Below are 26,533 nucleotides of genomic sequence, written 5' to 3'. Positions count from 1 at the left end.
CGGTCAGTCATATGCATGTTGTGTAATCCAGTTGGCCGTACACGGCATCGCTGGTGAGCAAAAATGTGTCTTCAAGTGCCGACGTATCCAGTTCTATACGGAAGCTTGTCGTCAACGGAATTAAATAGCCTGCGAGCCAATGAAGGAGCTGAAGCCCATGTCCACCCGGCAGATAATTGGTTAGCCGGTCCACCTGAACGATGTGTACCGTTAGTTTACTGCCCGGTTCGCCATCGTTTACCCAGCCATCGAGCACCGAATCGGCCCCCAATTGCCACTGGCCCAGTTTAGGCGAATACGCCCCGGATTTATTGGAATGAACCAGCTCACTTTCCGGTGACTCGACCGTTAAGGTCACCCGGTCATCAACCAGTTGCCCAAAACAGGCCTCTGCCATAATCAGGTCACCCGTCATCCGGTAAATTTCAGGCAACAGGTACATCAGGCGTTTTATCTGTAATGGGGTCAGAAAATCCGGCAAATTCCAGAACCAGCCCAGAAGATCGTTATCGGGGAGCAGCGTATCATTGCCGAACAGGAACGTACGTTGCGTCTGCTCAATTTGAATCCGATGCCGAAAAAACTCCTGTTCGATCGGTAGAAAAAACCGCCGTGCTGCCTGCTCCCGCTCGCGTTGAATCGCCATTTCGTGCAGGATGGATTCTTTCGAAACCGACGCGTCATTGGACGTTGGCTGATGAAAAACACCCTCCGGCAAGAGGTCATACAAGCCAGTTCGATTGAGGTCGATCTGTAGCCACCGCTGCAACCTGGTTTGCCCATCTACCCACGCAACACGGCTGATATCCCGTCCAAATGCCCGATTGAAAGACCCTAACGGGTTTATAATTAAGTCATCCGGCGAAATGCCATCTTCGAGCATATCGGTCACAACCACCTCGGCCCTCAAGTCGAACGGTAGGTGATTCAGATAATTTGCGTAAGCAGTCAGCGATTCCATGCGTTTGATTCAGGTTAAATAGAGTTGACGACGATTTGATAGGGGAGTGCCGCCACCGACTGCGCGTCCAGAGTGACCTGTAACAGGCGAACCTGCTGCTGCCAGTCGGCTGCTGCGTATGGACTCGTTGCGGATGGTTCAAGACTTACCCGAATGCATCGTTGAAACCCGTTCTGCGGTTGTGGGTCTACCCGAAATGTGCGTTCAACCTGCACCGACCGAAGGTGTGAACCCAATTCGGCCAGGCACACCGCTCGCACATCCTCCAGCGTAACGATTCGATTACGGGTCAGTAGAGCCCGTTTATACTGCGTTATTTTCTCGGACTCTTTCAGTCGTTCGCGCCCGCCGTTGGTTGTTGTCATCAGGAAACCGGCGTCTTTGCGAAGTGAATTATCGGAATAAGGTGTGAGCCTGCTGCCGGTGGGTAATCGATTGGCGGCTTCACCATCGCACGTCCAGTACTCGATGAAAACTGTGTCTCCAGCTTGTTTAGGCTTAATAATGAGGTATGGAATGGTATCACGGTTACGCGTTTTCTGATCGACTTTAGCTTCGAGCCGGGCCAGTGCCTGGTTTAATTCCCGAATCACGGAGGTTAGAAAATCCTCACCCAGAGCCGCGAAGGATGCGCTTTCATCGTGCAGCAAATCCTGGAGGTTGATAAGCGTTTGGCGGGCATCCCGGTCGTCGAAGCGGCTGACTCCGTACTGTACGGTATAGGTGTCGGTGGTCATATCCGATACGTTACCGAGCGGAATAGACGTAAGCTGGCGGTTCTGACTGGTTCGAACGTCCCGCATGGCCAAAAAGCACCGTTCAGTTTCGAGGGGTATGATGTTGAGGTTTTGCTGGAGCCTGTACGTTATGCGATGGAGCCGCCGGTTCACGACCGGAAAACAGTTCATACCGACGCTTATACCTGCCAATACCTGTGAGCTAACCGTGTGCGGAAACCGCAGTTCGATCCACCAGAGCGACTCCCGAATTGCCCGTAAATCCCGCTCGGCAAACCACTGGCCAACGGGTTCCGGATAAGCCTGCCGTTGCAGGCCCGACGACTTAAACGTTGGGGCAGTTTCGATCGTGATAAAATGGGATTCATAAGTTAATATCGCCTGTTGTTCCACCTTGTTTAGACTGTCGAACGCGCTTTCCAGGGGTGATCTGGCCGGTTGGGGCGCGGTCATAACTGGCAATCCTGCTCGAATCTGAAGTTCCTGTCCGGCCAGAAACCATCGGCTTTGTGCCAACAACGAGTGCGAATCGACCTGAGTAGCTTCGGTGGGCCAGTCAAAAAAGAACGACACCCCTTCCAGCGATGTCAGGCTCTCGTTCAGGTCAAGTCCCAGCCAAATAGATTGGTAAGGCAAAACGGCAGGTGTACCCTGACGCTGTGCTATTGGAATTTTTTGAGTCGCTTCATCGATGCGGTATAAGGTATCGGTGGTCGCCATATACCGGACGGCTCCATCAATGACCGAATACGTGCCTACGGGCGAAAAGTAGGTTTCTGTCGCATTAGCCTGATCTGCACGATTGGTCGCGGCTCGTTTGTAGCACAGTTGGGTGGTGGTAGACAGGCTGATGCGTGGCTCAACGGGTCGCACCTGAGCAATGCCAAAGGCGGGTCGGGCCACATCGGGTTCGGGATGCAGTACCTGCGCCAGCCGATCAAGTAAACGCGCCTGGGTATTGCCAATTTCGACCGAAACGCGCTCGAACTCAACTGAACAGGCTTCGATCAGTAAGGCCACAAGTGGGTCGAAACTATCCAGGTCCGTTTCGGCATACCCCCATAGGTCGGCTGCCCGGCGTAGCATCCGGGTTTTTACCCGCTCTCGGGTGAAACCTTCAGAAACAAGATCCATAGCGGCCATTGGTTATTCGGTTGACAGTGGAGCCAGAAACAGACTCCGTTGAAATGAAAATGATTCGTTTGTGCGGGTCAGTAACCCATCAATCCAGACACTCAGCCGCCGTTTTACCCGGCGATTCGTTCGAGTGAGTTGTATTTCCTGATCGGCCAGATCAACCCGTATTCGCACCTGGTTGAGCCGTTTTTCGTGTTTGGCGACCGATGTTTCTATCGACTGCCGGATGTCTTCTTTCCACCGGCTACTGGTTTGATTGGAAAAATCTTCATCCCATAAACTGCACCCGAATGATTCATCAAACCGCGACTCGGCAAAGTGGGTCGTAAGAATCAGATACAGATTCTGGGCAATCGACTGCGGCAGAGAGCACGTTGGGTGCTGTTTGCGTTGCAGGATTTCCTCCAGTCGGAGCGGCAGTGCATAGTAGGGATGAGGCATAGCGGGTAGTGATTAAAAGCGGAATGATAAACCAACGCCTATCCCGATACTATTCATCGACACGTTGAAACGCTCTAGCTGCCCCGTTTGGGTGTTGCTAGCCCCCACAAGAATACCCTGATCAGTAAATTCTGTCGTTGTAATCGGTGATGTGACCGGCTGACCCGATATGTTGCTGGTCGTCGAAAATTCAAGTCTTTTCGGTTTGAAGGATTGGTTGTATGCGACCACTTCGGCAAAGCCCCGTAAATTTTGACTCAATCGAAACTGAATCCCCAAAGCAGCCTGATAACCTAATGCCAGCGAGTTTTTTGTGTAATTGTAATTGGCCGAACTTGTGGTAGCAACCCCTACCTTAGGAATATCGTCCCCTGCGTCGATGCTCTTGTAGTCCAGCACAATACCTCCCACCAGACCCAGTCGATTATAGATATAATAGGCTGGTCGCGAGAGAGCTTTGAAGGTGATGTTAGGTATGACCGACACTACTTTTAGGGTTGTGGTTGCCAAACTGGTGTAGGTATTGTCGCCACCGTTGTAGCTATTGCTAATTTTCAGGTCTGAACCAAAGAGCATGTCGGCATCGATGCCCAGGTTGATGAAGTCACTAACGATGATCCCGATCCCGGCCCCGGCCCTCAGGCCAGCCCCTAACCCTTTATTGGTTGTTTTGAATGTAAATACCGACCCGTCCGGGCTTTGTAGCTCACCGTGGCTAATCTGCACCCCTGGTGTCAGAAAGCCATAAAGCCCATATACTTTTATATAGACTGGCGACTCCGTAGCGTTTATCCTGCCCGGCGTTGTCGGTTCGGTAGCCGAACGGCTTGGTGTGTTTATGGCTGCAACCGGTTGAGCCAGCGCTACAACGCGTATCAGCAGGCAGATGAGCAAAATGAGGAATCGATTCATGAGCAGTGTATTGATTTAGTTGGTGAATTCTACATCTCCTTACAGACACTAGCCTGGAAATGACTAAAACCGGAATACCAGACCTGCCCCTACACCCACACTGTTGAGCGGCACATTATACGTTGGCTGTTGGACCGATAGCCCACTGACTGCACTGGCTGTGCTTTGGGTGCTAAATTCAGTTACTGACTGGGTTACTTTAGAAAGTATTCCGTCACTATATCTTGAGGTTATGGTTGTAAGTTCTTTTGGTCTAAATGACTGATTGTAGGCTATGATTTCGGCAAAGCCACGCAGACTCCGACTGAACCGGAACTGAATACCGAGGGCTGCCTGATAACCTATGGCCAGCGAGTTCTTTGTGTACTCATTTTCGGTTCGAGTTTCATGTACATACCCCCCGCCCTTCACTGTTTCAATATAATCCAGTACTACTTTATATTGCACGACACCACCCACCAGCCCCAGCCGATTATAGATGTAATAGGTCGGTCGCGACAGGGCCTTGAAGGTGATGTTAGGTATGACCGATAGCACCTTTAGGGTAGAGGTTGTGGAACTGTTGTATGTGGCTCTTCCATCGCTTTGGTTATTGATAATCTTTAGGTCTGTTCCCAGGAGGATATCGGCATCGATGCCCAGATTGATAAAATCACTGACAATGAAACCAAGCCCTGCACCTGCCCGTGGGCCAGCCCCTAACCCCTTATTGGCTGTTTGAAACGTATGTGCCGCATTGGACAGGTTAAAAAAATCGCTGTTAGCGATTTGCACGCCGGGCGTTAGCAAGCCATAAAGCCCATATACTTTCAGGCAAACCGGAGACTCGGTAGCCTTTATTTTACGTGGAGCCGTCTCAGGCGTTACCGGCCCATTATTTGAACGGCTTACCGGGTTTATAGGGGTAGCCGGTTGAGCCAGGGCAACAACCCGTATCAATAGGCTACTAAGTAAAATGAGGGATCGATCCATGAGTCACAGGTTTATCAAAACTGATCATTGGTGCGAATTGGTGGGAGTCAACTAAAACCGGAATATCAAACCTGCGCCTACACCCACGCTATTAATGGCTACATTAAAACTCGGCTGTTCAGAGGGGTTCGATTTATTATAATCACCCAGGTCCTTATAAGCTGTCGCACCCGGATCCAGCAGTTTGATGATTCCATTCGTGGTACTGGTACCGGTACTTTGAACCTCCTGTGGTTTAAAGGATTGATTATAAGCGACTACTTCAGCAAAGCCCCGCAAGTTTTGGCTCAACCGGAATTGAATGCCAAGTGCTACCTGATACCCCAGTGCTAACGAGTTTTTGTTATAGACATTAGTCGTAGCCGTGGTTGTGGCGGCTCCCTTGGAGGGAGTTGCCACAAAAAGGCTTGTCACCTTATAATCCAAAACGACACCGCCTACCAGTCCCAGCCGGTTATAGATGTAAAAGGCTGGCCGAGAAAGGGCTTTAAAGGTAATGTTAGGCGTGATCGACAGTACTTTTAGCGATGTGTTCAGGGAGGTTGTATATCTTGTCGAGCCGTCCGAGCCACTAAAGAAGTTGTTGTCAATCTTTAGGTCTGTTCCCAGGAGGATATCGGCATCAATGCCCAGGTTGATGAAGTCGCTGACAATGTAGCCAATCCCAGCGCCCACTCTTGGGCCAGCGCCCAGGCTTTTATTCGTTGGGCTAAAGGTCGTTGGGGTTATGGATTGGGCTTGTGAATAGCTATAATTAAGCTCAGTTCCGGGCGACAGCAGGCTGTAAAATCCGTAGATCTTCAGGTACATAGGCGACTCGGTCGCTTTCGCCCGGTTTGGAGAGGTTGGTTTGGCAGCGGGGTCGGTCGAACGGTTTGTTGTGTTTACTGCCATAAGCTGTTGTGCCTGGGTTACTGAAACCCGCATAAGCAAGCCTATTAGAATAAGAGTATATCGATTCATGGTTGTCTTTTTTGTGGTTTAATACGGTTATCCTTATACGTTGATTTGTTCACCCTGTTTAGCGGGTAGTCAAGTCCACTATCAATCTCGTTTGAACTCAATAGTATGCCGGACCTGGGTTTGCTTCTCGGTTTCGTCGAAAGTCCATTTCATACTTGTGTCGCTCAATTGGAGGGCGTATTCCCGGCGTTGTCCTTTGCCATCCTGCAAGACAATTTTGTTCGACGTAGTCTCCCACGACGCTTTGCCGGAGGGCATAAACTTGGAGGCCATTTTCATGATAATGTTTCCGAGCGGATTCTGACACCCTTTAACGGGAGTCATTTTCAGGGTTCCATCCGGGTTTAAGGTTAGACCCATATCCTCCTGACAGCCGCCATACAGGTCTTTGAAATGCGTGTAGATATCATCGACACCGTTCATGGCTGGCACAACCCGATGAGAAATCATCCGCCATGAACCCGAAACGTTTGGCGAATCGGTTTGGCTAAACCCAAGGCTTAACAATGGCAGCAAGCCGGCCAGCAGGAGTCGAAACAAGTGTGGTTTTTTCATTTTGCCTTAAAGAAGTATGTCCTGATTTGTTGCTTCAAATTTCCTCATTCGACAGACGCTTGTCCATAACCCTTTACACCCACTGAGCGAACGGTAAAAAAAATATTCATTTTTTTAACTAATTGAAATAGAGGGAGTTGTATTTATAGAACTCGCGCTTTTCCGTGATGTCGGGGTCTGGAACCCGACATAGTCACGTCAGCAATTAGTGGAGTGCCATCCGTCCCGACACCATTAGGTTGAAAAATGAATCCATATCTGTGTGCAAATTCGGGCGAAGTCAGTCCAACCGTTTTTTATTTGCAGAGGTGGTTGTTGACTAGAAAAGGGGATCGGATAGCCGTTTTCTGAATGCTGGCTGCATGGGTAAGCGCCACTTCTTTACCCCATCCCTTCAGGGTGCTGAATGTACTCGTGGTTGTCATGTCCATAACAACACAAAGCGGATCGCCCCCGCCAACGTTGCCCGGCCCCCATTCCCAAACCAGCCAGCCAATGTCGAGCCGCTGGGCTTCGGAAAGGATCGTTTTATAATCAACCTGACCTTTGGGACCGCAAATACTCTCACCACCTGCATACGCACCGTAAGCCGCAAACTCGCCCACGATAAACGGCAACCCGGCGTTGACTGCGGCCTGAAACTGATCCTTGATGAATTGTGGCGTAGCGCCAAAGGCAATGGGCCAATAGGTATGTACTGAAAAGAGCAGGTTCTTATCCGGATCGGCCTGAATCACGTCTGGCCCCACACGAACCAGTTGTTCGAGGTTTTTGCCATAGTCTGTTCCGTCGATAACAAGGGGCGTATGAATACCCGCCTGGCGAAGCTGCTGAACGGCACTGGTGTACCCCTGCGTAAATTGAGCATCCGTCACCTGATCGTCGCCACACTCATTGGCAATGTTCAGTAACAGGTATTTCTGATGTTTCTGAATAACGGCTACAATGTCGGCCCGTTTCCAGAAGGTAACCATCTGCCCCAGCATGCTCCAGTCGCCGGTGGCATCATGGGCTTCGACCATCGGAATCATGTGCTGGGCCACGCAGGCCGTAATCAGGTTGTCGAGGTCGGCGGCTTTAGTCGGCTGGCCATCATCTTCCAGCGCTTTCCAGACAATGCGCACGCAGTTGGCACCGGTTTGTGCAATTTCCGAAAACGAACTCCCGGATCGATCCGTCCAGATGTTCATCTTATTCACGCCCCGCAGCGTGATCTTCGTTCCGCAAGGGTCGTATAAAAAACGGTCGTTCACGTAAAATCCTGGTTTATTTGGTAGCGTAGGCATAGCTGTCGTCGAATCATCGGTCTGATTCTTACAGTTTTGCAAACCAATACCAGTCAGGAAAAGCAAGCCGATGAGGGTCGTTTTCATGTCGATGAGGGATATTATTGATGCCGGTAAAATTCATTCGGTCTTCATGGACGTACAATAACCCTTTTCACCCATTGATTAAACGGGTTATTCGCTTATTTTCACCCTCCGGATTGTAACTTACAGATCGACCTCACCTTTGGAGGGGTATAACGTATGATTCTCTGTCGTCGGGAAATTTCTAACCGCTGCCTAACCTGTTGTCTGTTATGAGAAGAAAACTATTGGCCATAGTAATCCTGTCGTTGATACTGAATGGTCGATCGTTGATTCTGCTCTATGCCCAAACTCCAAATGTAGTATTTAACCGCCTGACAGATAAAGATGGACTTCCAAGCCCAACCGTCTATAGTATTGCCAAAGACCGACAGGGGTTTATGTGGTTTGGTACACGCCGTTGCCCGGTTCGGTACGATGGTCAGTCGTTTCGGAATTTCCTGTTTCCCGAAACTTATTTGGTATCGGGTCTGGCCGCAGATTCTACCAATCGAATGTGGATTGCCAGCGACCGGGGGGGCATCTGTATAATTGATCCCAACACACTACAGCTTACACCGATACCCAATACACCCCAAACGACCGGCCATTTCTTTATGAGTTCGTATGGCGAAGGCTGGTACAGTACCGTCGATGGTATTGAACGAATAAACCTGAAAACCAACCATATAGATCGGTATTCATTACGCCGAACGACCTATCAAGGCCCCAAAGTAAAAGGGTTTCTGGAGGATAAAAAGCACAGACTTTGGGCAATTGGCAGTGATAACGGGTTATTTCGGTTTGATCGTCGAACCAATCGCTTCGTTTGCATACTCGGCCACGATTGCCCTGATCCTAATCGGCGGCAAAAGTTATATCTCAGTCAAGGGTGTGTCGATTCGGAGGGTACCCTATGGATTGGGGCCTATGGGCATGGGCTATTGCGGGTTGATCCGGAAACGGAACAATATACATTTTTTAAGTTGCCCAACGAGCCTAACCGGATCACATGCGTTGAGGAAGGGAAAGATGAAAATGGAAAGCGGGTGCTGTGGGTTGGCGACGAAAATGGTCTGTTGGCGTTTAGAGCCGATCAAGAACAATTTTATCGAATAACAAACCTCCAGTCTGGTCCCTTTCAAACCAATGTGCTGTTTCGGGATTCTGGTAGTGAAATTTTATGGATTGGTACCACAAATGGTGTTTTTACCTACAACCCGCTGGATAACCTCATCCGAACCGTAACTATTCCACCCTCCCTGATTCGTCAGCCCGTGCTGGTTAACGTTATTTTGGCTGACCAGCAGGACACCACCGGCCAAACATTTTGGCTTGGTCTGTCGCATACAGGTATTCTTCGCTGGCACCGACCTACCAATCAGTTTACGCTGATTCGATTTCCACACGACGCGTCAGAAACCATGTGGTTTCAACAGACCGAGTCGAACCAGCTTTGGGTTGGACTTCGGGAGTGGAGCTACAAAGGCGATGGGGTGCTTCTTTACGATACCGCGCTGAAGCGGTTTGTAACAAACTCTGCGGCAAAACGGGCAGGCACCCTGTTTTCAGTGCCCTTTGTCGACCACGGCCTGATCGACAAACATCACCGGTTATGGGTAGGAAACAACGACGAAGGGCTACAGGTACTAGATCTGCACACAGGCAAACCCCTGCAGTATTGGTCAGACTCGATACGCAGTGCGCTACATAAAAACAATAATTTTCTGACAGGACTGGCCATCGATAAGACCGAACGAATCTGGTTATCTACCTATAATGGGTTGTATTACATAGCAGAACCCGGGCATCGGTTTGTAAAGGCCGACGACCGGCAGCCTAAAACACGCTTGCCGGAAGACCTCGCTACTAATGCCATTATGCTGGCGAAAAATGGCCATTTGTGGGCTGCCCGATGGGGGAGTGTCACAGAAAGTATGCCTGATGGTAAAATTCGCACGATTCTAACAGCCCGTAATGGCCTGTACGACCGCGAAAACCGGAGACTCGCCGAGGATAAAGAGGGGACCATCTGGATTGGCAATTTCGACGGACTTCATAGCTATACTACCAAAACCGGTCGGCTCCTGCGGTTGACCACCAGCGATGGGCTGAGCCAGAATAATACGACGGCTGCGCTTTATGTACACGGCGGCAACGAGCTATTTATTGGACAACAAAATGGGGTGGACTACTTCAATATTACTCAACTGCATCGGCGGGCGACCCTGCCACCGGTTGTGATTACCTCGTTTCATGTTCATGAACAGGAGCGCCCTGTCGACCCTTCCCGCCCGATTCGACTGGCCCGCTCTGATAATGCGTTCAGTGTTGGGTTTACTACCTTAACCTTTAGTCAGTTAGCTAAAACCAGGTACGCCTGTTATCTGGAAGGGCTGGATGAACGATGGAATTATAGCGGCTCTTCTTACCGAGTTTACTACACAAATTTAGGGCCGGGGCAGTATACCTTACACGTGAAAGCTGTTGATTCCTTTGGTAACCAGAGCCGGAAGCCACTTCTTTTGGCAATCGAGATTCTGCCCGCCTATTACGAAACCTGGTGGTTTCGGTTGTTGATAGTTACATTAACGGCCAGTCTTTTATATGGTCTATACCGCTATCGAATCAAGCAATTAATGCGTGTACTGCACATCAGAAACAGAATTTCAGCCGACTTACACGACGAAATTGGTTCATCGCTGAGTGGCATTGGTATACTGGGCACTATGATTAAGCAAAATCTCCCGGCCGGGCATCCTTCCGGTTCGATGGTTGAACGGATCGTTACCGAAGCCCGGCAGGTAAGCAACTCCCTAGATGATATTGTATGGAGTATCAATCCAGGTAATGATGAACTGAGCAGCCTGATTGCCCGAATGAATCGTTTTGCTGCTGAGTTATTTGAAGCGTCAGGTATCACTTATGAGATTTCAGTTCCCGATACGATTCAACAATTGACCCTACCGATGGAAAAGCGGCAGGATTTTTATTTGATTGCGAAAGAAGCAGTCAACAATCTGGTTAAACATGCCCGGGCTACTCATGCTTCGTTGAAAATAAGTCTGGAACATCAGCATCTGTACTTAACCGTTTCAGATAACGGAGTTGGGTTCGATCCAGCCGCTGAAACAGAACGAAATGGCGTTCGTAATATGCAGATACGGGCAACGCATATGCATGGCCAATTAACGATTACGTCTGTGCGGGGGCAGGGTACATCGCTTCACCTCAGCTTTCCGGTATCACCCTGACCTGAAAGGGTTATTGACAAACTAGAATCAAAACAGGTTATTTGATTCTAGTTTGAGCGATACAATCTTATTCGTAAAAATAAACACCCTTTCACACCCTTTCCGTCAATTTACCACTCATTAATCACCTGATTATGACAGCGGTCTCTATCTATGAAGATAATGATGAACTCCGTTCACTGCTCCAGTTACTGGTCGGAAGTACGGAGGGTTTCACAGTTGTGGGTGCCTACAGCAACGGCAAACGAGTGGTCGAACAGGTAGCTCATGATCAACCCGATGTCGTCTTGATGGATATTGACATGCCGGGGCGGGACGGAATCGAATGTGTTCGGTTGCTGAAAGAATCAAATGTCTCAATCCGAATTTTGATGCACACCGTTTTTGATGATGACGATCGGTTGTTTGCCTGCCTCAGCAGCGGGGCCGATGGTTATTTACTAAAAAAAGATACCTCCACGCACTTGTTAAATGCATTAAGTGAAGTGGTGGAGGGTGGTGGCCCAATGTCGCCGGGTATTGCCCGACGCGTACTGAAAACGTTTTTACAGCCGCCTGATCCCAAACGACAGCAATATGGTATTACTGAACGTGAACAGCAGATTCTTCAACTGTTAACGAAGGGATATACCTACCGGATGATCGGGATTCAATGTACTATTTCTGTGGAAACGGTTCGGCGGCATTTGAAAAATATTTATCAAAAACTTCACGTGCAATGCGGTACCGAAGCCGTTGCTAAAGCTTTACGTGAACGGATTATCTGACGCGTGATAATTAAGTCTTTACGTATATGAAAGTCTAATATTCAGTCACTTACTCGTATCTTTAAGGTTGTTAAATATAAAGCGCTGGTTGAATGAGACACTATTTTTAATTAGTTACAACTAAAATTCCACTCCTGATTCAATTACAATGAATGTGACAAATCGAAAATAAGTGTAGATAATTTTAGCTTTTATATGTCTGAATACGGGCAAATTTAGTCCAAAGGAGTAAACCTAAACTCCGAATGGTCAACCGTATTGTACGTCATCTTTTAAATTCAGTCAGTTCATTACCGAAAACAGTAGCCAGGTTGCTACTGAACGTATACAACCTTGAATTTTTATCAAGAGAGAAAACAATAGTTCATCTAAAACCCTACCAGCTTGCGGGTAGCCCGGTGAAGCAGATTTTTTTGCCGGGGGTGCAAAATCAGGCTGAGCTGACAACGCTTGTTTTTCCACCCTGTAAAGCAATAACCTGTCAAAGTTATGTCTGGGATTTCCGAACGGGCACGAAAAAAACGGTTCAACTGCCCTATGGTGGGATTGTCTTTAACGGAAAAATCCTCTGCCCGGACTTCGAGAGTTATCATTTGGTCAAGAATTTTCTGACCGCAAGGACACGTACTGTTATTGATCGAAAAACGGTCATTGTGCCCTGGAGTCATTATCTGGATGGCATTGCTTTTGGCGGGTATTATGATTTTGTTATCTTGGTTGCCGCTAAAATGTGCCGCATCAAAGAAGCACTTCGAACGCAGGTTTATACCGAAGCAGTCGTGACTTATCCACTCTTTAAAACGGCTTACGAGCAGGAATACCTTTCCCTGATCGGTATTGAGCCAGACCATGTTTTCGATAGCCGCCTGTACGACGTTCGGGCTGACCGGTGTATACTGGCCAATAGTGGTCACTGGTTTTACCCGGACCCTGCTGATATTTTTGCGTTGAAAAAGCAGGTGGAACCCCAACTAAATATAGCACGAACACAGCAAAATCGAATTTATGTGAGTCGGGCGAGCCGTCGAAAAGTGGTTAATGAGGGTGCTCTGTTGGCATTACTGGAAAAATATGACTTTACCATTGTAGACGACAAGCCCCGATCTGTGGCAGAGCAGGTGGCCATTTATAAAAACGCATCTTTCATTTTGGGACCACACGGAGCATCCTTTACGAACATAATCTGGTGCGAACCCGGAACGCATCTCTTTGAGTTATTTCCCCCGAATCTTGTCGTTGACCATTTTTCGTATTTAGCCAGAATTATGGAAATGAGCTATTCAGCTTATAGCCATCCCATTAAAATGGGCCACACAAAATACCATATCGAAGAGGATATTTTCGTATCAACCGCTGATCTTGAAAAAAGCCTGGATATCCTGTTTGAGATTGTATAAATTGTTGGGGACTTGTTTTTTATAAAGCCAGTCCGAAATTATGTAAAAACTCTATCGGGTAAGCGTAGTTACTTTGTCAGACCAACAGGGGTCAATTAAACGACAACGGATATGGAAACTATGCAACACAACCACAGCCACACCGATACGTGTTTTGAATGCGCCGAAGCCTGCGAACGCTGCGTAACAGCCTGCCTCGAAATGGGCGATAGCGACAGCAAAGGCCATGACATGACGGCCTGCATTAAACTCTGCCGCGACTGTGCCGACATCTGCACACTCTGTGGCCGTCTGGACGCCAGGGGTTCCGAATTCTCCCGCGATTTTATGGTGTTATGTGCCGAAGTTTGTGACGCCTGCGCCGAAGAATGCGAAAAACATGCCGGTCACCACGCCCATTGCAAAGCCTGCGCTGAAGCTTGCCGGAAATGTGCCGAAGAATGCCGGTCTATGTCTGCCAATGCTTAAAAAAATGGCCGAAAAAGCCGTTAATTGCTTTTTCGGCCATTTTTACACCTAAAGTCCAAACCCAATCAACTCAGTATGATTCAATTTATCCTTAGCTTATTAATTTCCGTAAACTGGTTTATCGGGTCAGGTCATACGGCTGGCAAAGAGGTAGCGAAAGGGTTGCAGCCCGTAGCAATTACTGATCTCGATGGGGTCGCGCACATTGTTTATGGACGCGGTGAAGTGCTATATTATACCACAACAGGCACGGGTGAACAATTTAAGCCATCAATGCGGATAGACAGTTTGCTAGGGCTGGCTATTGGAGCAACACGCGGGCCACAAATTGCCGTTAATAAGCAATCTGTTGTGATTACGGCACTGGACAAGATGGGCAATGTTTGGGCCTACAGCCGCAGCAAGTCTACCGGTCAGTGGCAAAAGCGGGTACGGGTCAATGACGTTGCCGATATTGCTAAAGAAGGCTTTGTGGCGTTGGCGGCCGGGCCAGCCAATGAATATACGGCTGTTTGGCTCGACCTGCGCGGTGATAAACGAAATAAACTTGTTGGTGCTCGTTCGACCGATGGTGGCCGGACGTGGTCGGTGAACAAAACCATGTATCAGTCGCCGGATGGCACAATTTGTGAATGTTGCCAGGTGTCGGCGGTAAGTCAGGGAAAGCAGGTTGTGCTCATGTTTCGCAACTTCATAAACGGTTCGCGCGATATGTACTTGCTCACGTCAACTGATGGCGGGCAAACATTCGGGAAAGCAGAGAAAATAGGCGAGGGGACCTGGAAGCTTAATGCCTGCCCAATGGACGGTGGTGGTATGTCGATCAGTCCCGATGGCAACTTATCAACTGTTTGGCGACGGGCCGACAAACTGTATACGGCCCGACCCGGCCAGCCTGAAATTGAACTGGCTACGGGTAAAAATGCAAAGATAGTTACGACGCAAAAAGGGGATTATATCGTCTTTCAGCGCGAAGGCCAGCTTTGGAAAATCACACCGGGCCAGCCTCAGCCAACGGCCTTTGGCTCTGGCGCCTATGCCAACATGACGCGACTGTCGAATGACCGGGTGCTGTGCCTTTGGGAACAGGATGGCACGATCCGGGCGGAGATTATTTAAGTGACTCAACGATAATTCTATGAAGAAATTTCTTTTCCTACTCTCCCTGAGTATGCTATCGGGTGTGTCTTATTCGCAACATCAGCATCATGAAGGGATGACGATGCCCATGACCGGTAAACCGAAAATCGACACGACTAAAGCGATGGACCATTCCATGCACGACGGTATGGATATGGATGCCATGAAGTTGCAGAACTACGGCCTGACGATGGATACTGCCATGGGCATGACACATTCGCTGTCGCGCAACTTGCCCATGAATCGGAATGGCTCCGGCACATCCTGGCATCCTGACAACACACCAATGTATGCCTACATGACGCAGCCAACGCCTAAAGGCTGGAGCTTCATGCTGCATTATGCTCTCTATCTGCGCTATACAAGTCAGAACAGTAACAATCCTGACGGGCGTGGTCGTGGCGAACAGTTCGGAGCACCCAACTGGTTTATGGGCATGGCGCAGAAGAAAGTTGGGAAACGCGGTCTTTTTCAGGTACGGGCCATGCTGTCGCTCGATCCATTAACCGTAGGGAAAGGCGGGTATCCGTTGCTTTTTCAAACGGGCGAGACTTACAAAGGTCAGCCCTTGATTGACAGGCAGCACCCGCACGATCTTGTCTCCGAGTTATCGGTGAGTTATAGCCATGCGTTATCGAAAGACATTGATGTATTTGGCTATGTGGGGTATCCGGGCGAACCAGCCCTTGGGCCCCCTGCTTTCATGCACCGCATTTCCTCGTTCAACAACCCCGATGCACCGTTGAGCCACCATTGGCAGGATGCTACACACATTTTGTTTGGCGTGGCCACGGCCGGATTTCGCTACAAATGGGCAAAACTGGAGGCCTCGACGTTTAAAGGACGTGAACCCGATGAAAACCGGTATAACTTCGATATGCCCAAATTTGACAGTTACTCATATCGTGTATCGGTGAATCCGTCGCCTTCATTGGCCTTGCAATTTTCTCAGGGATTTCTGCATAGTCCCGAAGAAGCCCATCCCGAAGAAAATGTTACACGCACAACGGCATCTATTTTGCACAGTAAAGGACTTGGCCCTGACCGCTATGTGACATCGGCTTTAGTATGGGGCCAAAATAGGATACATGGGCATACAGAAAATTCGTTCTTGGCCGAAAATAGTTTGCAAATGGAGCGGATGGCATTCTATGTACGCTATGAAAATGTAACAAAGTCGGCGGAGGAGTTAAACCTGATCTCGTCTGATAGCGGCTTTCCGTACAATGGCCCTACTGAACTGACAATCAATAATCTGACGCTGGGTACAAATTACCGCATTGCGCAGACGAAAAAATCAGATGTGGTTCTAGGCGCTCAGTTGACGACCGGACTACCCGATAAGGTATTGCAGAGGACCTATGGAAAAACGACTGTTTCGGGCGAAATTTACCTACGTCTGTCGCCAAGCCTGATGACCATGCGAACGATGAAACATTGATCAAACAATTCAATAATACGTTTTGCCCCATTTCGGGCACCAATTGGGTTAAATTGTCGTTCTTAATTCACTATAAACCAAGCCAAACCATGTTGCGTAACCTGTTTCTAACTGCCCTGACGTCGCTGATGCTTATGGGCACCCTGTTCGCTGGTGCACCAACCCGCGACGATAAAGACAAAGAAGTAAAAATCAAGACATCGGCCATTTGCGGCATGTGCAAAGCCCGTATTGAACGGAATCTTGCCTTTGAAAAGGGCGTGAAAGAATCCGACCTGGACGTGAAAACGAAAGTTGTAACGATAAAATATAATCCGGCGAAAACGGATGTGTCTAAGCTAAAAGCAAATATTAGCAAAACAGGTTACGATGCCGAAGAAGTAGCGGCTGATGAAGCTGGATATAACAAACTCCCCAGCTGCTGCAAAAAAGGTGGCGGTATGGCTCATCAATAAAAGACATTTTTTAAACGCCAATGGCCTGAATTCACATGAATTCAGGCCATTGGCGTTTAAAAAAGAGGTATTTGATTCTGGATACGCTTTTGATATTGTTGCTAACGGCTGTTTTGCAAGATTGATTGGCTGCTAAAACTGCATCAATAGCCTACTTAAGAATAAAGGACGGAGGAACGTCTCTCATTGCCTCCTGCCAGCTTGCGTAGATTCGACTATCAAGCGTCCGACTATACATGGGCTGCATGAACGTTCGTAAACTGCCACTCGATACAAGGCGGTTAACTACATATTCTGCCCAACCCCCGTTATACCTGACTAACAAAAAACACTCCTTTTCGTACGTACGCCACACGCCATTGTTGCCATCAACATAGCCCCAAACGGCATCTTTCAGGACAAGTGATTTTTGCCGGTCATCTGAACGAACGATCAGGTATTTGCTTAATGTCCCCCGCGATTCGATGGATGTGAAGAAACGAGTTGTGTCTGATGCTGTAGCAACGATATCTTTGCTTTGATAAATCAATCGCCATTGTGCCTGAGCAGTCAAACTCAGTGCGAGACCGGCCAGTAAAAGAAGTATGCGGACAGGGTGCATCGGGTATGTTGACAGCAATTTTACAGCTTCTTCACAAACTTGGTTCTTCAAGCGGTAAGAGAACAAGATAAATAAGGTATATGTTATTTGAGTCGTATTGGTCGATGAACAAAATAACACCAAAATCGTAGTTTATTAATAGACAGTCGCTATTCTTGTCAATGACCTACGAAAACTCCCTTTCTTTTGCTCAACAACTCGATCAAATCGATCCACTTCGGTCGTTTCGAGATCGCTTTCATATTCCCCAACGCAATGGCCACGACCTGATTTACCTGTGTGGAAATTCACTTGGTTTACAACCCAAAACAGCTCGGGCAGCTCTGGAAAAGGAGCTTACTACATGGCAGAATCTGGGCGTCGAAGGCTGGTTTGACGTGACCGAAGCCGCCGAACAGCCCTGGCTTGGCTATCATGCAACCTGCAAAGAAGCACTGGCGCAGATTGTTGGTTCCGAACCGGCAGAAGTGTGCCCAATGAATGCGCTGACAGTTAATCTTCATTTACTACTGGCATCCTTTTATAAGCCCGACTCGCCTTCATTGGGCGAATCCACGCCGGGCACAAAAAAATATAAGATTCTAACCATAAAAGGCGACTTTCCATCGGATCAATACGCACTGGAAACGCAAGTAAAACTACATGGCTATCGTGCCGCTGATGCCATCATCGAAATTGCACCCCGACCAGATGATGGGTTGATTCACACGACTGATATACAGTTAGCCATTGCCGAACATGTCGATTCGCTGGCCGTAATCTGGATGAGTGGGCTCAACTATTACACCGGTCAGGTTTATAACATGGCCGCAATTGCCGAAACCGCCAGAAAATACCGTATCCCTATTGGTTTCGACCTGGCTCATGCCATTGGAAACGTACCCCTGCGTCTGCACGAATGGGGGGTCGATTTTGCTACCTGGTGTTCCTACAAATACCTGAATGGGGGGCCAGGTGCCGTTTCGGGGGTGTTTGTGCACCAGAAACACCACGACCAGCTTTTGCCCAGATTAGCGGGGTGGTGGGGGTATCGGGAAGATAAGCGTTTTGACATGGCGCCCGGTTTTTTACCCGCCCCCGGTGCCGATGGCTGGCAGGTTAGTACGCCCAACATTCTGGCATTATCCCTGCATAGGGCCGCTATTGCTATTACCGCCGAAGCGGGTATCGTTGCCATACGCCAAAAAAGCGAAAAGTTAACGGGCTTTCTGGAATTTGTACTTAGCCCATTCCACGACATTCAGATTCTGACACCCGACGACCCCAACCAGCGCGGGTGTCAGCTATCATTGATCGTTCGGAAAAATGGTAAAGCCTTGTTCAACTACTTAGCAGAACAAGGTATAATTGGCGACTGGCGTGAACCCGACTGTATCCGGCTGGCACCAACGCCCTTATACAACACTTTCGAGGAGGTTTGGCGAGTGGGGGAGGTTATTGGAAAGTTTTAAGTAGAATGAATAATGAATAATGTAGAATATCTGACACTCCAAATGAAGAACTCCGGTTGTTAGATATTTTTCATTCTACATTCTTCATTACCCCCCTCCCACGAACCCGATATTTCGTTTCAGTCCTTCCAGTTTTGTACGTTTTACCGCTGAACGACGGAAGACTTCCCGGAAAACATCCTCCGTTATTTCTTCCCAGTCAGATTTCGAAAACGCGGCTAACTCGGGGTGAGGGTCGAAAGCGGGCGTTTTATGTGGCCGGGCAAAGCGGTTCCAGGGGCATACATCCTGACAGATATCACAGCCGAATATCCAATTGTCGAACTTCCCGCGAACGTCTTCCGGAATGGCTTCTTTTAATTCAATCGTAAAATAAGAAATACACTTACTACCATCGACCACATATGGGCCAACAATAGCCTCGGTCGGGCAGGCGTCAATGCAGCGTGTGCAGGTACCGCAATAGTCGGTGATTGGGCCATCGGGTTCCAGTTCGAGGTCGAGAATCAGCTCACCGATGAAGAAAAAAGAGCCGATCTCCCGATTAATTAAATTGGTATGCTTACCTACCCAGCCGATCCCCGCCCGCCTGGCCCAGGCTTTGTCCATAACGGGGGCAGAGTCAACAAACGCCCGTCCACCTACCTCACCAATCTCTTCATGGATGAAAGTCAGCAGATCGGCTAGTTTATCTTTAATAACAAAGTGATAATCTGTGCCGTAAGCGTATTTCGATAGTTTTAGATCATCGTTTTCTTCAGGTAGTTTTTGCTCCGGGTAATAATTGAGAAGCACGGTTATAACCGACTTGGCATCATCGACCAGCAAGCGAGGGTCGAGTCGTTTATCGAAATGGTTGGCCATGTAATTCATCTGGCCGTGCATCCCATTCTTGAGCCAGTTTTCGAACCGTGGCGCTTCATCTTCCAGAAAATCCGCTTTGGCCACACCACAAAAATCAAAGCCTAAATCAGTTGCTTTAGCTTTGATAAGTTGAGTGTAGTTCGTCTTTTTAGCGTTCATAACAAGTAGAGAGCATGACCTGATGTTTGTGCCGGTTTAACGAACTGAACAGATTTATATAGATTAAAAATCCGTCATAATCGGTTAAATCTAGTAGATTCGCGTAACTCTAACTGTGTCAAGTTGGCAGGGCCAGAGGTTTTGGCCGGTCTTTTGACCTTAGTTAACTATGAATTTCTGGAAGCGAAATAGAAGCTCAGTAATGGAAAATAAAGACATTTTGGATGATCAGGCATCCAGCGATATGCAACAACCTGACAACCTGACAACACCACCTGTGACAGACGAAGACGCAGTAACCGTTAATGGCGGAGAGCCAGTCGATAGTGACGAAACGGCTCCGGCAGAAGCAGTTGTGACAGAAACCGCAACGGCAGACGACATCAAAGCTGGTAATGAACTAGCCGAACTGAAAGACAAATATCTCCGTTTATACGCTGATTTTGAGAACTTCCGTCGACGTACGGCAAGGGAAAAACTTGAGCTGATCAACAATGCCAATCAAGGGGTCTTGCAGGCATTAATTCCAGTTGTCGACGACTTCGAACGGGCCATGCAATCCATCGACAATACCAACGATGTTGCCGCCTTGAAAGAAGGTGTTTCGTTGATCTACAACAAGTTATTTAAAACTCTTGAAGGAAAAGGACTGAAACCAATGGTTTCGAAAGGCCAACCATTCGACGCTGACCTGCATGAATCAGTTACGCAGTTCCCAGCTCCCAGCGACGACCTGAAAGGGAAAGTTATCGAAGAAATAGAAAAAGGATATTACCTGAATGACAAGGTCATTCGGTTTGCAAAAGTGATTGTAGGAAGCTAACGGCGAAAGAGTGAAAGAGTGAAAGAGTGACACCGAACCAACGGGAACAGGCGAATAGTAAAGCGCCAGACACTCTTTCGCTCATTTACTCTTTCACTCTTTGAAAGATATGGCAACGAAGCGCGACTATTACGAAATACTGGGCGTTGACAAGAACGTCTCGACAGAAGACCTCAAGAAAGCCTATCGCAAGATGGCGATCAAGTTTCACCCCGACAAGAATCCTGACGACCCAACCGCCGAAGATAAATTCAAGGAAGCGGCTGAGGCTTATGATGTCTTGAACGACCCTCAGAAAAAAGCCCGCTACGATCAATATGGTCATGCCGGTATGGGTGGTGCCGCTGGTGGTGGATACGGCGCCGGTGGCCCATCTATGGAGGATATTTTCAGCCAGTTTGGCGACGTCTTTGGCGACGATTCGCCTTTTGGTGGTTTCTTCCGGGGTGCCCAGGGTGGTGGCGGAGGTGGTCGGCAACGCGTTCGTCGCGGCTCCGATCTGCGCATCAAACTGAAGCTGAATTTGCAGGAAGTTGCCAACGGTGTTGAGAAAAAGATAAAAGTTAAGCGCCATGTTGCCTGCAACACCTGTGGCGGCAACGGGTCAAAAAACGGAACGGCTGTTCAGACCTGTTCAACCTGTAGCGGTACAGGCCAAACCCGTAAAGTGGTCAACACAATGCTGGGCCAGATGGTATCGACCAGCACGTGCCCAACCTGTAATGGCGAAGGCAAGATCGTTACAGATCGTTGCGATGTGTGTTTCGGGGAAGGTCGTGTGTTACAGGAAGATGTTATCCCGATCAAAATTCCAGCTGGCGTAGCTGAAGGCATTCAATTGTCGGTAGGTGGCAAAGGCAACGTTCCCCCACGGGGCGGTGTCGCTGGTGATCTGCTAATCGTGATCGAGGAAGAAGAAGATGCTGACTTAAAACGCGACGGAAACAACGTTGTGTTCGACTTATATGTCAACTTTGTCGATGCAGCCATTGGTATGAATGTAGAGGTGCCCACCATTGACGGTAAGGCACGTATTACCCTTGAACCCGGCACGCAAAGTGGCAAAATTCTCCGCTTGAAAGGGAAGGGAATAAGAGAATTGAATGGTTACGGGCGGGGTGATGAACTTGTTCATGTCAACGTTTGGACGCCTAAAATGTTATCGGCAGAGGAGCGAGCCATTCTGGAGAAACTACGCAATTCACCAAATTTTCAGCCCAGGCCGAACAAGAACGAGAAAGGGTTCTTTGACAAGATGAAAGACTTCTTTCATGGTTGATTGAAATCTAACTAACTTAACGACGGTGTCAGATGTAAAAATCTGACACCGTCGTTTTTTTTGTGGTCAAGGATTATAAAGCAAAAGATCGCTTATGCCTACGCTATCGAATACAATACTGGCCTGTGCAACACTAACCACAGCCCTCATGGCGGGATTGTTCTATGCCTATTCTTGCTCGGTAAATCCAGGCCTGAACCGTTTGCCTGATACGGCCTACCTGATGGCTATGCAGTCGATAAACAAAGCTATTCAGAACCCAGTGTTTTTTGTTAGCTTTCTGGGAACACCAATTCTACTGTTATACAGTACATGGCTTCATTATGGGAGTCCTGTTACAGCCCGCTTTTGGCTCCTGGTAGGGGCAACGCTAGTTTATCTGATTGGTGCGCTTGGTGTTACTGTGCTGGGTAATATTCCGCTGAATAATGGATTGGACGCATTTTCTATACAAACAGCTTCTTTAGAAGAAATTGCTGCCCAACGGCAGAAATTTGAAGGCCCCTGGGGTAGCTGGCACCTAATCAGAACAATTGCTTCTATATCAACACTCATACTTCTGATTCTGGCCTGTCTCAACCGGGAGTCAGACTAAATGCCATTCGCCATTCAATTTATAATGTTTGATAAAATTGCATTATACCAAGTTGAATTTTGCTTTTACTGGTGTCTAAAATTTTTTCAAATTTTTATTGCATAAGAAATTAAGTTTTCATAATATTGTTATCGTAAACCTAAAGTTAATCTTACTGTTCAAAATCGTTTGGCGTGCATTAATTAGTTAATACTTACAGTAAATTTTAAAAATACTATCATTTAATAGCCCTCAATCAAGGCATTTTATATTTTACGTTTATGGTTGAGGTAATTCATTTTTTATATAAATTATCATATAAATCTACTAATAAGTGTTCTGGCGCGATCACATAGATCGCGTCAGAATTTTATAATTATCGCCAATAATTATCCTTTAAAAGGGTATTGGGGCCATCTACCATACGCATTTACTTCTTTAAACATAAATTCATACTGATCTGAAAACTAGTTTCTATTATGAATACTATAGCTACCGTTAACGTACTGGAATCTGAAACAAATGCTGATCCCTTTATGGGTTATGTCGCCGTTAGTCACGTATTGATGCAAACGGAAGGTTTTGCCGATTTTTTATTCGATAATTTCCAAATGATAAAGGATTATTCAACTTATCAGGATGGCTTGCACGGATTGAATCGGTTTATTATGCAGTCTAAACATTTTGCTGCTGGATATGGCCAATATAAAATCAAGGCTGAGCGACTTACAAATGGCACATTCATTATTGAATCAGTAGTGAAGATGTCTTAGTGAGGTGATTAATAAGCAGCTTACAAAAAAGCCCGGATCGAGTAACTCGATCCGGGCTTTTTTGTAAGCTGCTTATTAATCAACCAAAGGCATTAATATGCTTTTGGAAAATGGCTTCGTATTTACTGGCGGCTGCTGTTTGCTTCGCTTCTTTACAGGCTTCGATTATTGTTTGAAGTATATAAAGGTCTGAATCCGGATTGCCGAAACGGTTGCCATTACCACTCTTATCGTAAGTAAGGGCCTGATCGGCGCGCTTAGACATGACATCAGCTATTTCAAGTGCTTTCTTGTTATCGCCAACCTCGAACAGGAAACGTACGTAATTTGATGAAATTTGGTCGTATGGAATTGCTTTATCCGGAATAACTTTCAGCGAATAATTGAGTACCTCACGTGCCTTGTCTTTCTTGCCTTCGCGAATAAACTGATCGGCCAGACGGAAGAAGGCAATACGGGCCGAAATTACCGGCGGTCCTTTGTAGGTCTCGTCATAGTACACATCCGGGTTATTGAACTCACGCCAGAAGGTTTTCTTCGTCATGTTGGTAAACATAATGTCGGAGTTAACGTATCCATCAGTGGCACCCGGCACAGCTACCGGCATCAGTCGATAGGCATATCCTTCCAACTGCATATAGTTTTTCAGACTCAGGTAGTTATCACTCGCCAGCGTGCTCGAAAAATAAATAGGCCGTTTCCAGTTGTTAGTGGCAATCATATCGAGCATGATCAAATCTGGCTTGTAGAGATCTTTCTTGCCGATTGTCCATTGCAGGGTATCTTTCATGAGCGGACGAAGCGCAGGCGGAACAAAATTCGCTTTGTCAATGGCAGCTTTGTCAATGGGCAGGAACAGCACCGACGATGGCAGAATGCTTGTCATGTCGCCATTGGTGAGCGGTACCTGTACGGCTGGATTGCTTGTCTTGATCAGGCTAATGTATTGCTTGAGGTCAATCCCGTTTTTAACACCCGGTACTTCATAGAAGGGCACAATGTCATTTTTGCCTTTATTAAAGTTGTCAAATTCGAGCGAAATAGGCAGTGCTTCAGACAAGTACGTTTTCCGCTTCATCTGCTGAATATACCACTCGGTACCTAACAGACTCAGGTTACACACCCGCACATCGGTACGGAAACCTTCAACCTCCTGTACATACCAGAGGGGGAAGGTATCGTTATCGCCACCCGTAAACAGAATGGCATTAGGAGCGCAGGAATTGAGCAGGTTTTTGGCAAAATCAACGGACTGATACCGCTTGTCGCGGTTGTGATTGTCCCAGCTCTTAGCCCCCATCATTAATGGAACCAATAAACAAACACCGGCTACCAGACCATTGCGAGCTACATCCGATTTCAGGACATTCCGCAACCCTTCGGCAATGGACATAACGCCCAGACCAAGCCAGATGGCGAAGAAATAGAACGAGCCTACATAAATATAATCACGTTCGCGAGGCTCTGACGGGGGCGAGTTCAGGAAGATTTGCAGGGCAATGCCGGTGAATAAAAACAATAGCCCGACAATCAGGAAATCGCGCCGACGGCGGAAATACTGGAACGTAATGCCAAATAAGCCAAGGATAAACGGCAACATGTAGAAGTTATCGCGGGCTTTGTTATTGACTAACATATCCGGCGCGTTCTGATCTGTTGACCACGGCAGCAGATAGCCTGCGCCTTCTTCGTCGCTTTCACGTCCGGCAAAGTTCCACATCAGGTAACGCCACCACATATGCCCCAACTGGTAGCTGAACAGGTATTTGAGGTTATCACCCATAGTTGGTTTTTGCCCTTCGGCTAAGCCAAGCATCTGACGATACAAAGCGGGGTGATTTTGCTGGCTGCTGTACACACGGGGGAATAACATCTCATCGCCGGGAGCGTACACGTACTCGGGCTGGTGGTCGAAAACAACGTATTTATTGCCCTCTTTTTTCCACATAGCAGCTCCTTGTTTCTGGTCGATTGGGCGGGCTGTGAAAACTGGTCCATACAGTAATGAACGGCTACCGTACTGTTCCCGACGCAGGTACGACAGGAAGTTCAGCTCGTCGCTTGGATCATTTTCGTTAATAGGCGGGTTAAAATCGGCCCGAACCAGTACCTGCATATAAGAGGCATATCCGATCAGCACAAATGCCAGCGCCAGCAACGAGGTGTTCAGAACAACCCGCTTTTGCCGGGCCGACCAGATGATGCCGTAAACGATAGCACCGATAAAGACAACCGTAAAGAAAATAACACCCGATGTGAACGGTAAACCAAGCGTGTTCACAAAGAACCGCTCTACACCGAAGGCCATACCCGGCAAACCCGGAATGATACCGGCATTAATGATACCAAGAATGACCAGACCAATACCAAACGCTGTAGCTCCACCCCAAAAGGTTGGTTTTGGGTATTTTTTGAAGTAATAAATGAGTGCCAGCGCGGGCAGCGTGACAAGGTTCAATAAGTGAACCCCGATGGATAGACCGGTCAGATAGGCGATGAAAATGAGCCAGCGATTTGCCGCGGCTTCGTCTTCGATGCGTTCCCATTTAAAGGCAGCCCAAACAACAATTGCCGTGAAAAACGACGACATTCCATAAACTTCTGCTTCAACAGCCGAAAACCAGAATGTGTCGGAGAAGGTGTAGGCCAACGCGCCAACAGCTCCTGTACCAATCACCAATAACGTATCGGCGGTGGTGTATTCACTTTCTGGTTTTGCTAACAGTTTCTGAGCCAGCATGGTGATGGTCCAGAACAGGAAAGCAATGGTGAATGCGCTGGCCAGTACCGATGCCATGTTGACCCAATAGGCCACTGTGCTCAGGTTGCCGAACGAAAACATGGAGAAAATTCGGCCTAACAACAGGAAAAATGGAGCACCGGGAGGGTGCGGCACCTGAAGTTTAAACGAACACGCAATGAACTCGCCACAGTCCCAGAAACTGGCTGTGCGCTCTACAGTCATCGCGAAAGTGATGAGCGCGACAGCGAAAACGAGCCAGCCCGTAAGGGTGTTCAGGCGTTTAAATGATTGCATACAAATAAAGATTAGCGAACTGC

Annotated in this window: 23 protein-coding genes; 12 read left to right on the top strand and 11 right to left on the bottom strand. The window is 47.9% G+C overall.

Annotated elements, in window-relative coordinates; genetic code table 11:
* Positions 1-7: 7 nt before the first annotated feature.
* From CWM47_RS04165 to CWM47_RS04130, 8 genes are all read right to left on the bottom strand, one after another.
* Complete coding sequence (locus CWM47_RS04165) at positions 8-961, bottom strand: hypothetical protein (RefSeq protein ID WP_100986512.1); 954 nt, start codon at positions 959-961, stop codon at positions 8-10.
* A gap of 14 nt (positions 962-975) precedes the next feature.
* On the bottom strand, positions 976-2,832 hold the full coding sequence (locus CWM47_RS04160; protein ID WP_100993721.1) for a type VI secretion system baseplate subunit TssF: 1,857 nt from the start codon (positions 2,830-2,832) through the stop codon (positions 976-978).
* A 12-nt stretch (positions 2,833-2,844) separates the two neighbouring features.
* Positions 2,845-3,276, bottom strand: coding sequence for a GPW/gp25 family protein (locus CWM47_RS04155; RefSeq protein WP_100986511.1), 432 nt, complete (start codon positions 3,274-3,276; stop codon positions 2,845-2,847).
* Positions 3,277-3,288: 12 nt separating this feature from the next.
* Positions 3,289-4,188 carry a hypothetical protein gene (locus CWM47_RS04150; protein ID WP_240625692.1) on the bottom strand — a complete coding sequence of 300 codons (900 nt, stop codon included), beginning with the start codon at positions 4,186-4,188 and terminating at the stop codon, positions 3,289-3,291.
* A 63-nt stretch (positions 4,189-4,251) separates the two neighbouring features.
* On the bottom strand, positions 4,252-5,160 hold the full coding sequence (locus CWM47_RS04145; RefSeq protein ID WP_100986509.1) for a hypothetical protein: 909 nt from the start codon (positions 5,158-5,160) through the stop codon (positions 4,252-4,254).
* Positions 5,161-5,211: 51 nt separating this feature from the next.
* The gene (locus CWM47_RS04140) at positions 5,212-6,123 is read right to left on the bottom strand and encodes a hypothetical protein (protein WP_100986508.1); all 912 of its coding nucleotides are present in this window, start codon (positions 6,121-6,123) and stop codon (positions 5,212-5,214) included.
* A gap of 81 nt (positions 6,124-6,204) precedes the next feature.
* The gene (locus tag CWM47_RS04135) at positions 6,205-6,678 is read right to left on the bottom strand and encodes a hypothetical protein (protein WP_100986507.1); all 474 of its coding nucleotides are present in this window, start codon (positions 6,676-6,678) and stop codon (positions 6,205-6,207) included.
* Between the two features lie 296 nt (positions 6,679-6,974).
* Positions 6,975-8,051, bottom strand: a complete 1,077-nt coding sequence (locus CWM47_RS04130; protein WP_100986506.1) for a glycoside hydrolase family 5 protein — start codon at positions 8,049-8,051, stop codon at positions 6,975-6,977.
* 209 nt (positions 8,052-8,260) lie between these two features.
* On the opposite strand from CWM47_RS04130, the gene CWM47_RS04125 reads away from it, so the two are divergent.
* The 7 genes from CWM47_RS04125 to CWM47_RS04095 all read left to right on the top strand — a co-directional run bounded on the left by CWM47_RS04125 (position 8,261) and on the right by CWM47_RS04095 (position 16,949).
* Positions 8,261-11,281, top strand: coding sequence for a sensor histidine kinase (locus CWM47_RS04125; protein WP_100986505.1), 3,021 nt, complete (start codon positions 8,261-8,263; stop codon positions 11,279-11,281).
* 134 nt (positions 11,282-11,415) lie between these two features.
* Positions 11,416-12,048 (top strand): response regulator, encoded by a 633-nt coding sequence (locus CWM47_RS04120; RefSeq protein ID WP_100986504.1) that lies wholly within the window; start codon positions 11,416-11,418, stop codon positions 12,046-12,048.
* Positions 12,049-12,446: 398 nt separating this feature from the next.
* Positions 12,447-13,445 carry a glycosyltransferase family 61 protein gene (locus tag CWM47_RS04115; protein ID WP_240625691.1) on the top strand — a complete coding sequence of 333 codons (999 nt, stop codon included), beginning with the start codon at positions 12,447-12,449 and terminating at the stop codon, positions 13,443-13,445.
* A 111-nt stretch (positions 13,446-13,556) separates the two neighbouring features.
* A complete protein-coding gene (locus CWM47_RS04110) occupies positions 13,557-13,913 on the top strand; it encodes a four-helix bundle copper-binding protein (RefSeq protein WP_100986502.1) in 357 nt (118 codons plus the stop codon).
* 75 nt (positions 13,914-13,988) lie between these two features.
* Complete coding sequence (locus CWM47_RS04105) at positions 13,989-15,032, top strand: sialidase family protein (protein ID WP_240625690.1); 1,044 nt, start codon at positions 13,989-13,991, stop codon at positions 15,030-15,032.
* Positions 15,033-15,051: 19 nt separating this feature from the next.
* Positions 15,052-16,494: a hypothetical protein gene (locus CWM47_RS04100; protein ID WP_100986501.1), complete on the top strand. Its 1,443-nt coding sequence runs from the start codon at positions 15,052-15,054 to the stop codon at positions 16,492-16,494.
* 89 nt (positions 16,495-16,583) lie between these two features.
* A complete protein-coding gene (locus CWM47_RS04095) occupies positions 16,584-16,949 on the top strand; it encodes a heavy-metal-associated domain-containing protein (RefSeq protein ID WP_100993719.1) in 366 nt (121 codons plus the stop codon).
* A gap of 151 nt (positions 16,950-17,100) precedes the next feature.
* Here the strand turns inward: CWM47_RS04095 and CWM47_RS04090 are convergent, their stop codons facing one another.
* Positions 17,101-17,601, bottom strand: a complete 501-nt coding sequence (locus tag CWM47_RS04090) for a hypothetical protein (protein ID WP_157815901.1) — start codon at positions 17,599-17,601, stop codon at positions 17,101-17,103.
* Between the two features lie 110 nt (positions 17,602-17,711).
* Here CWM47_RS04090 and kynU point away from each other — a divergent pair, with 110 nt between their 5' ends.
* Positions 17,712-19,001 (top strand): kynureninase, encoded by a 1,290-nt coding sequence (gene kynU, locus CWM47_RS04085; RefSeq protein WP_100986499.1) that lies wholly within the window; start codon positions 17,712-17,714, stop codon positions 18,999-19,001.
* A gap of 87 nt (positions 19,002-19,088) precedes the next feature.
* On the opposite strand, the gene queG is transcribed toward kynU, so the two are convergent.
* A complete protein-coding gene (gene queG, locus CWM47_RS04080) occupies positions 19,089-20,024 on the bottom strand; it encodes a tRNA epoxyqueuosine(34) reductase QueG (protein ID WP_100986498.1) in 936 nt (311 codons plus the stop codon).
* A gap of 202 nt (positions 20,025-20,226) precedes the next feature.
* Here queG and CWM47_RS04075 point away from each other — a divergent pair, with 202 nt between their 5' ends.
* The 4 genes from CWM47_RS04075 to CWM47_RS04060 all read left to right on the top strand — a co-directional run bounded on the left by CWM47_RS04075 (position 20,227) and on the right by CWM47_RS04060 (position 23,473).
* Entirely contained in the window at positions 20,227-20,847 is a 621-nt protein-coding gene (locus tag CWM47_RS04075) for a nucleotide exchange factor GrpE (protein WP_100986497.1), read from the top strand.
* 109 nt (positions 20,848-20,956) lie between these two features.
* Entirely contained in the window at positions 20,957-22,126 is a 1,170-nt protein-coding gene (gene dnaJ, locus CWM47_RS04070) for a molecular chaperone DnaJ (protein WP_100986496.1), read from the top strand.
* A 94-nt stretch (positions 22,127-22,220) separates the two neighbouring features.
* Complete coding sequence (locus CWM47_RS04065) at positions 22,221-22,721, top strand: anthrone oxygenase family protein (protein ID WP_100986495.1); 501 nt, start codon at positions 22,221-22,223, stop codon at positions 22,719-22,721.
* Between the two features lie 458 nt (positions 22,722-23,179).
* Positions 23,180-23,473, top strand: a complete 294-nt coding sequence (locus CWM47_RS04060) for a hypothetical protein (RefSeq protein ID WP_100986494.1) — start codon at positions 23,180-23,182, stop codon at positions 23,471-23,473.
* A 79-nt stretch (positions 23,474-23,552) separates the two neighbouring features.
* On the opposite strand, the gene CWM47_RS04055 is transcribed toward CWM47_RS04060, so the two are convergent.
* Complete coding sequence (locus tag CWM47_RS04055) at positions 23,553-26,510, bottom strand: glycosyltransferase family 117 protein (RefSeq protein WP_100986493.1); 2,958 nt, start codon at positions 26,508-26,510, stop codon at positions 23,553-23,555.
* Between the last annotated feature and the right edge of the window lie 23 nt (positions 26,511-26,533).

Origin of the sequence: Spirosoma pollinicola (assembly GCF_002831565.1) — a bacterium.
Lineage (GTDB): Bacteria > Bacteroidota > Bacteroidia > Cytophagales > Spirosomataceae > Spirosoma > Spirosoma pollinicola.
Note: the sequence above shows the minus strand (reverse complement) of the source record. Positions and strands in the feature narration are given on the sequence as shown.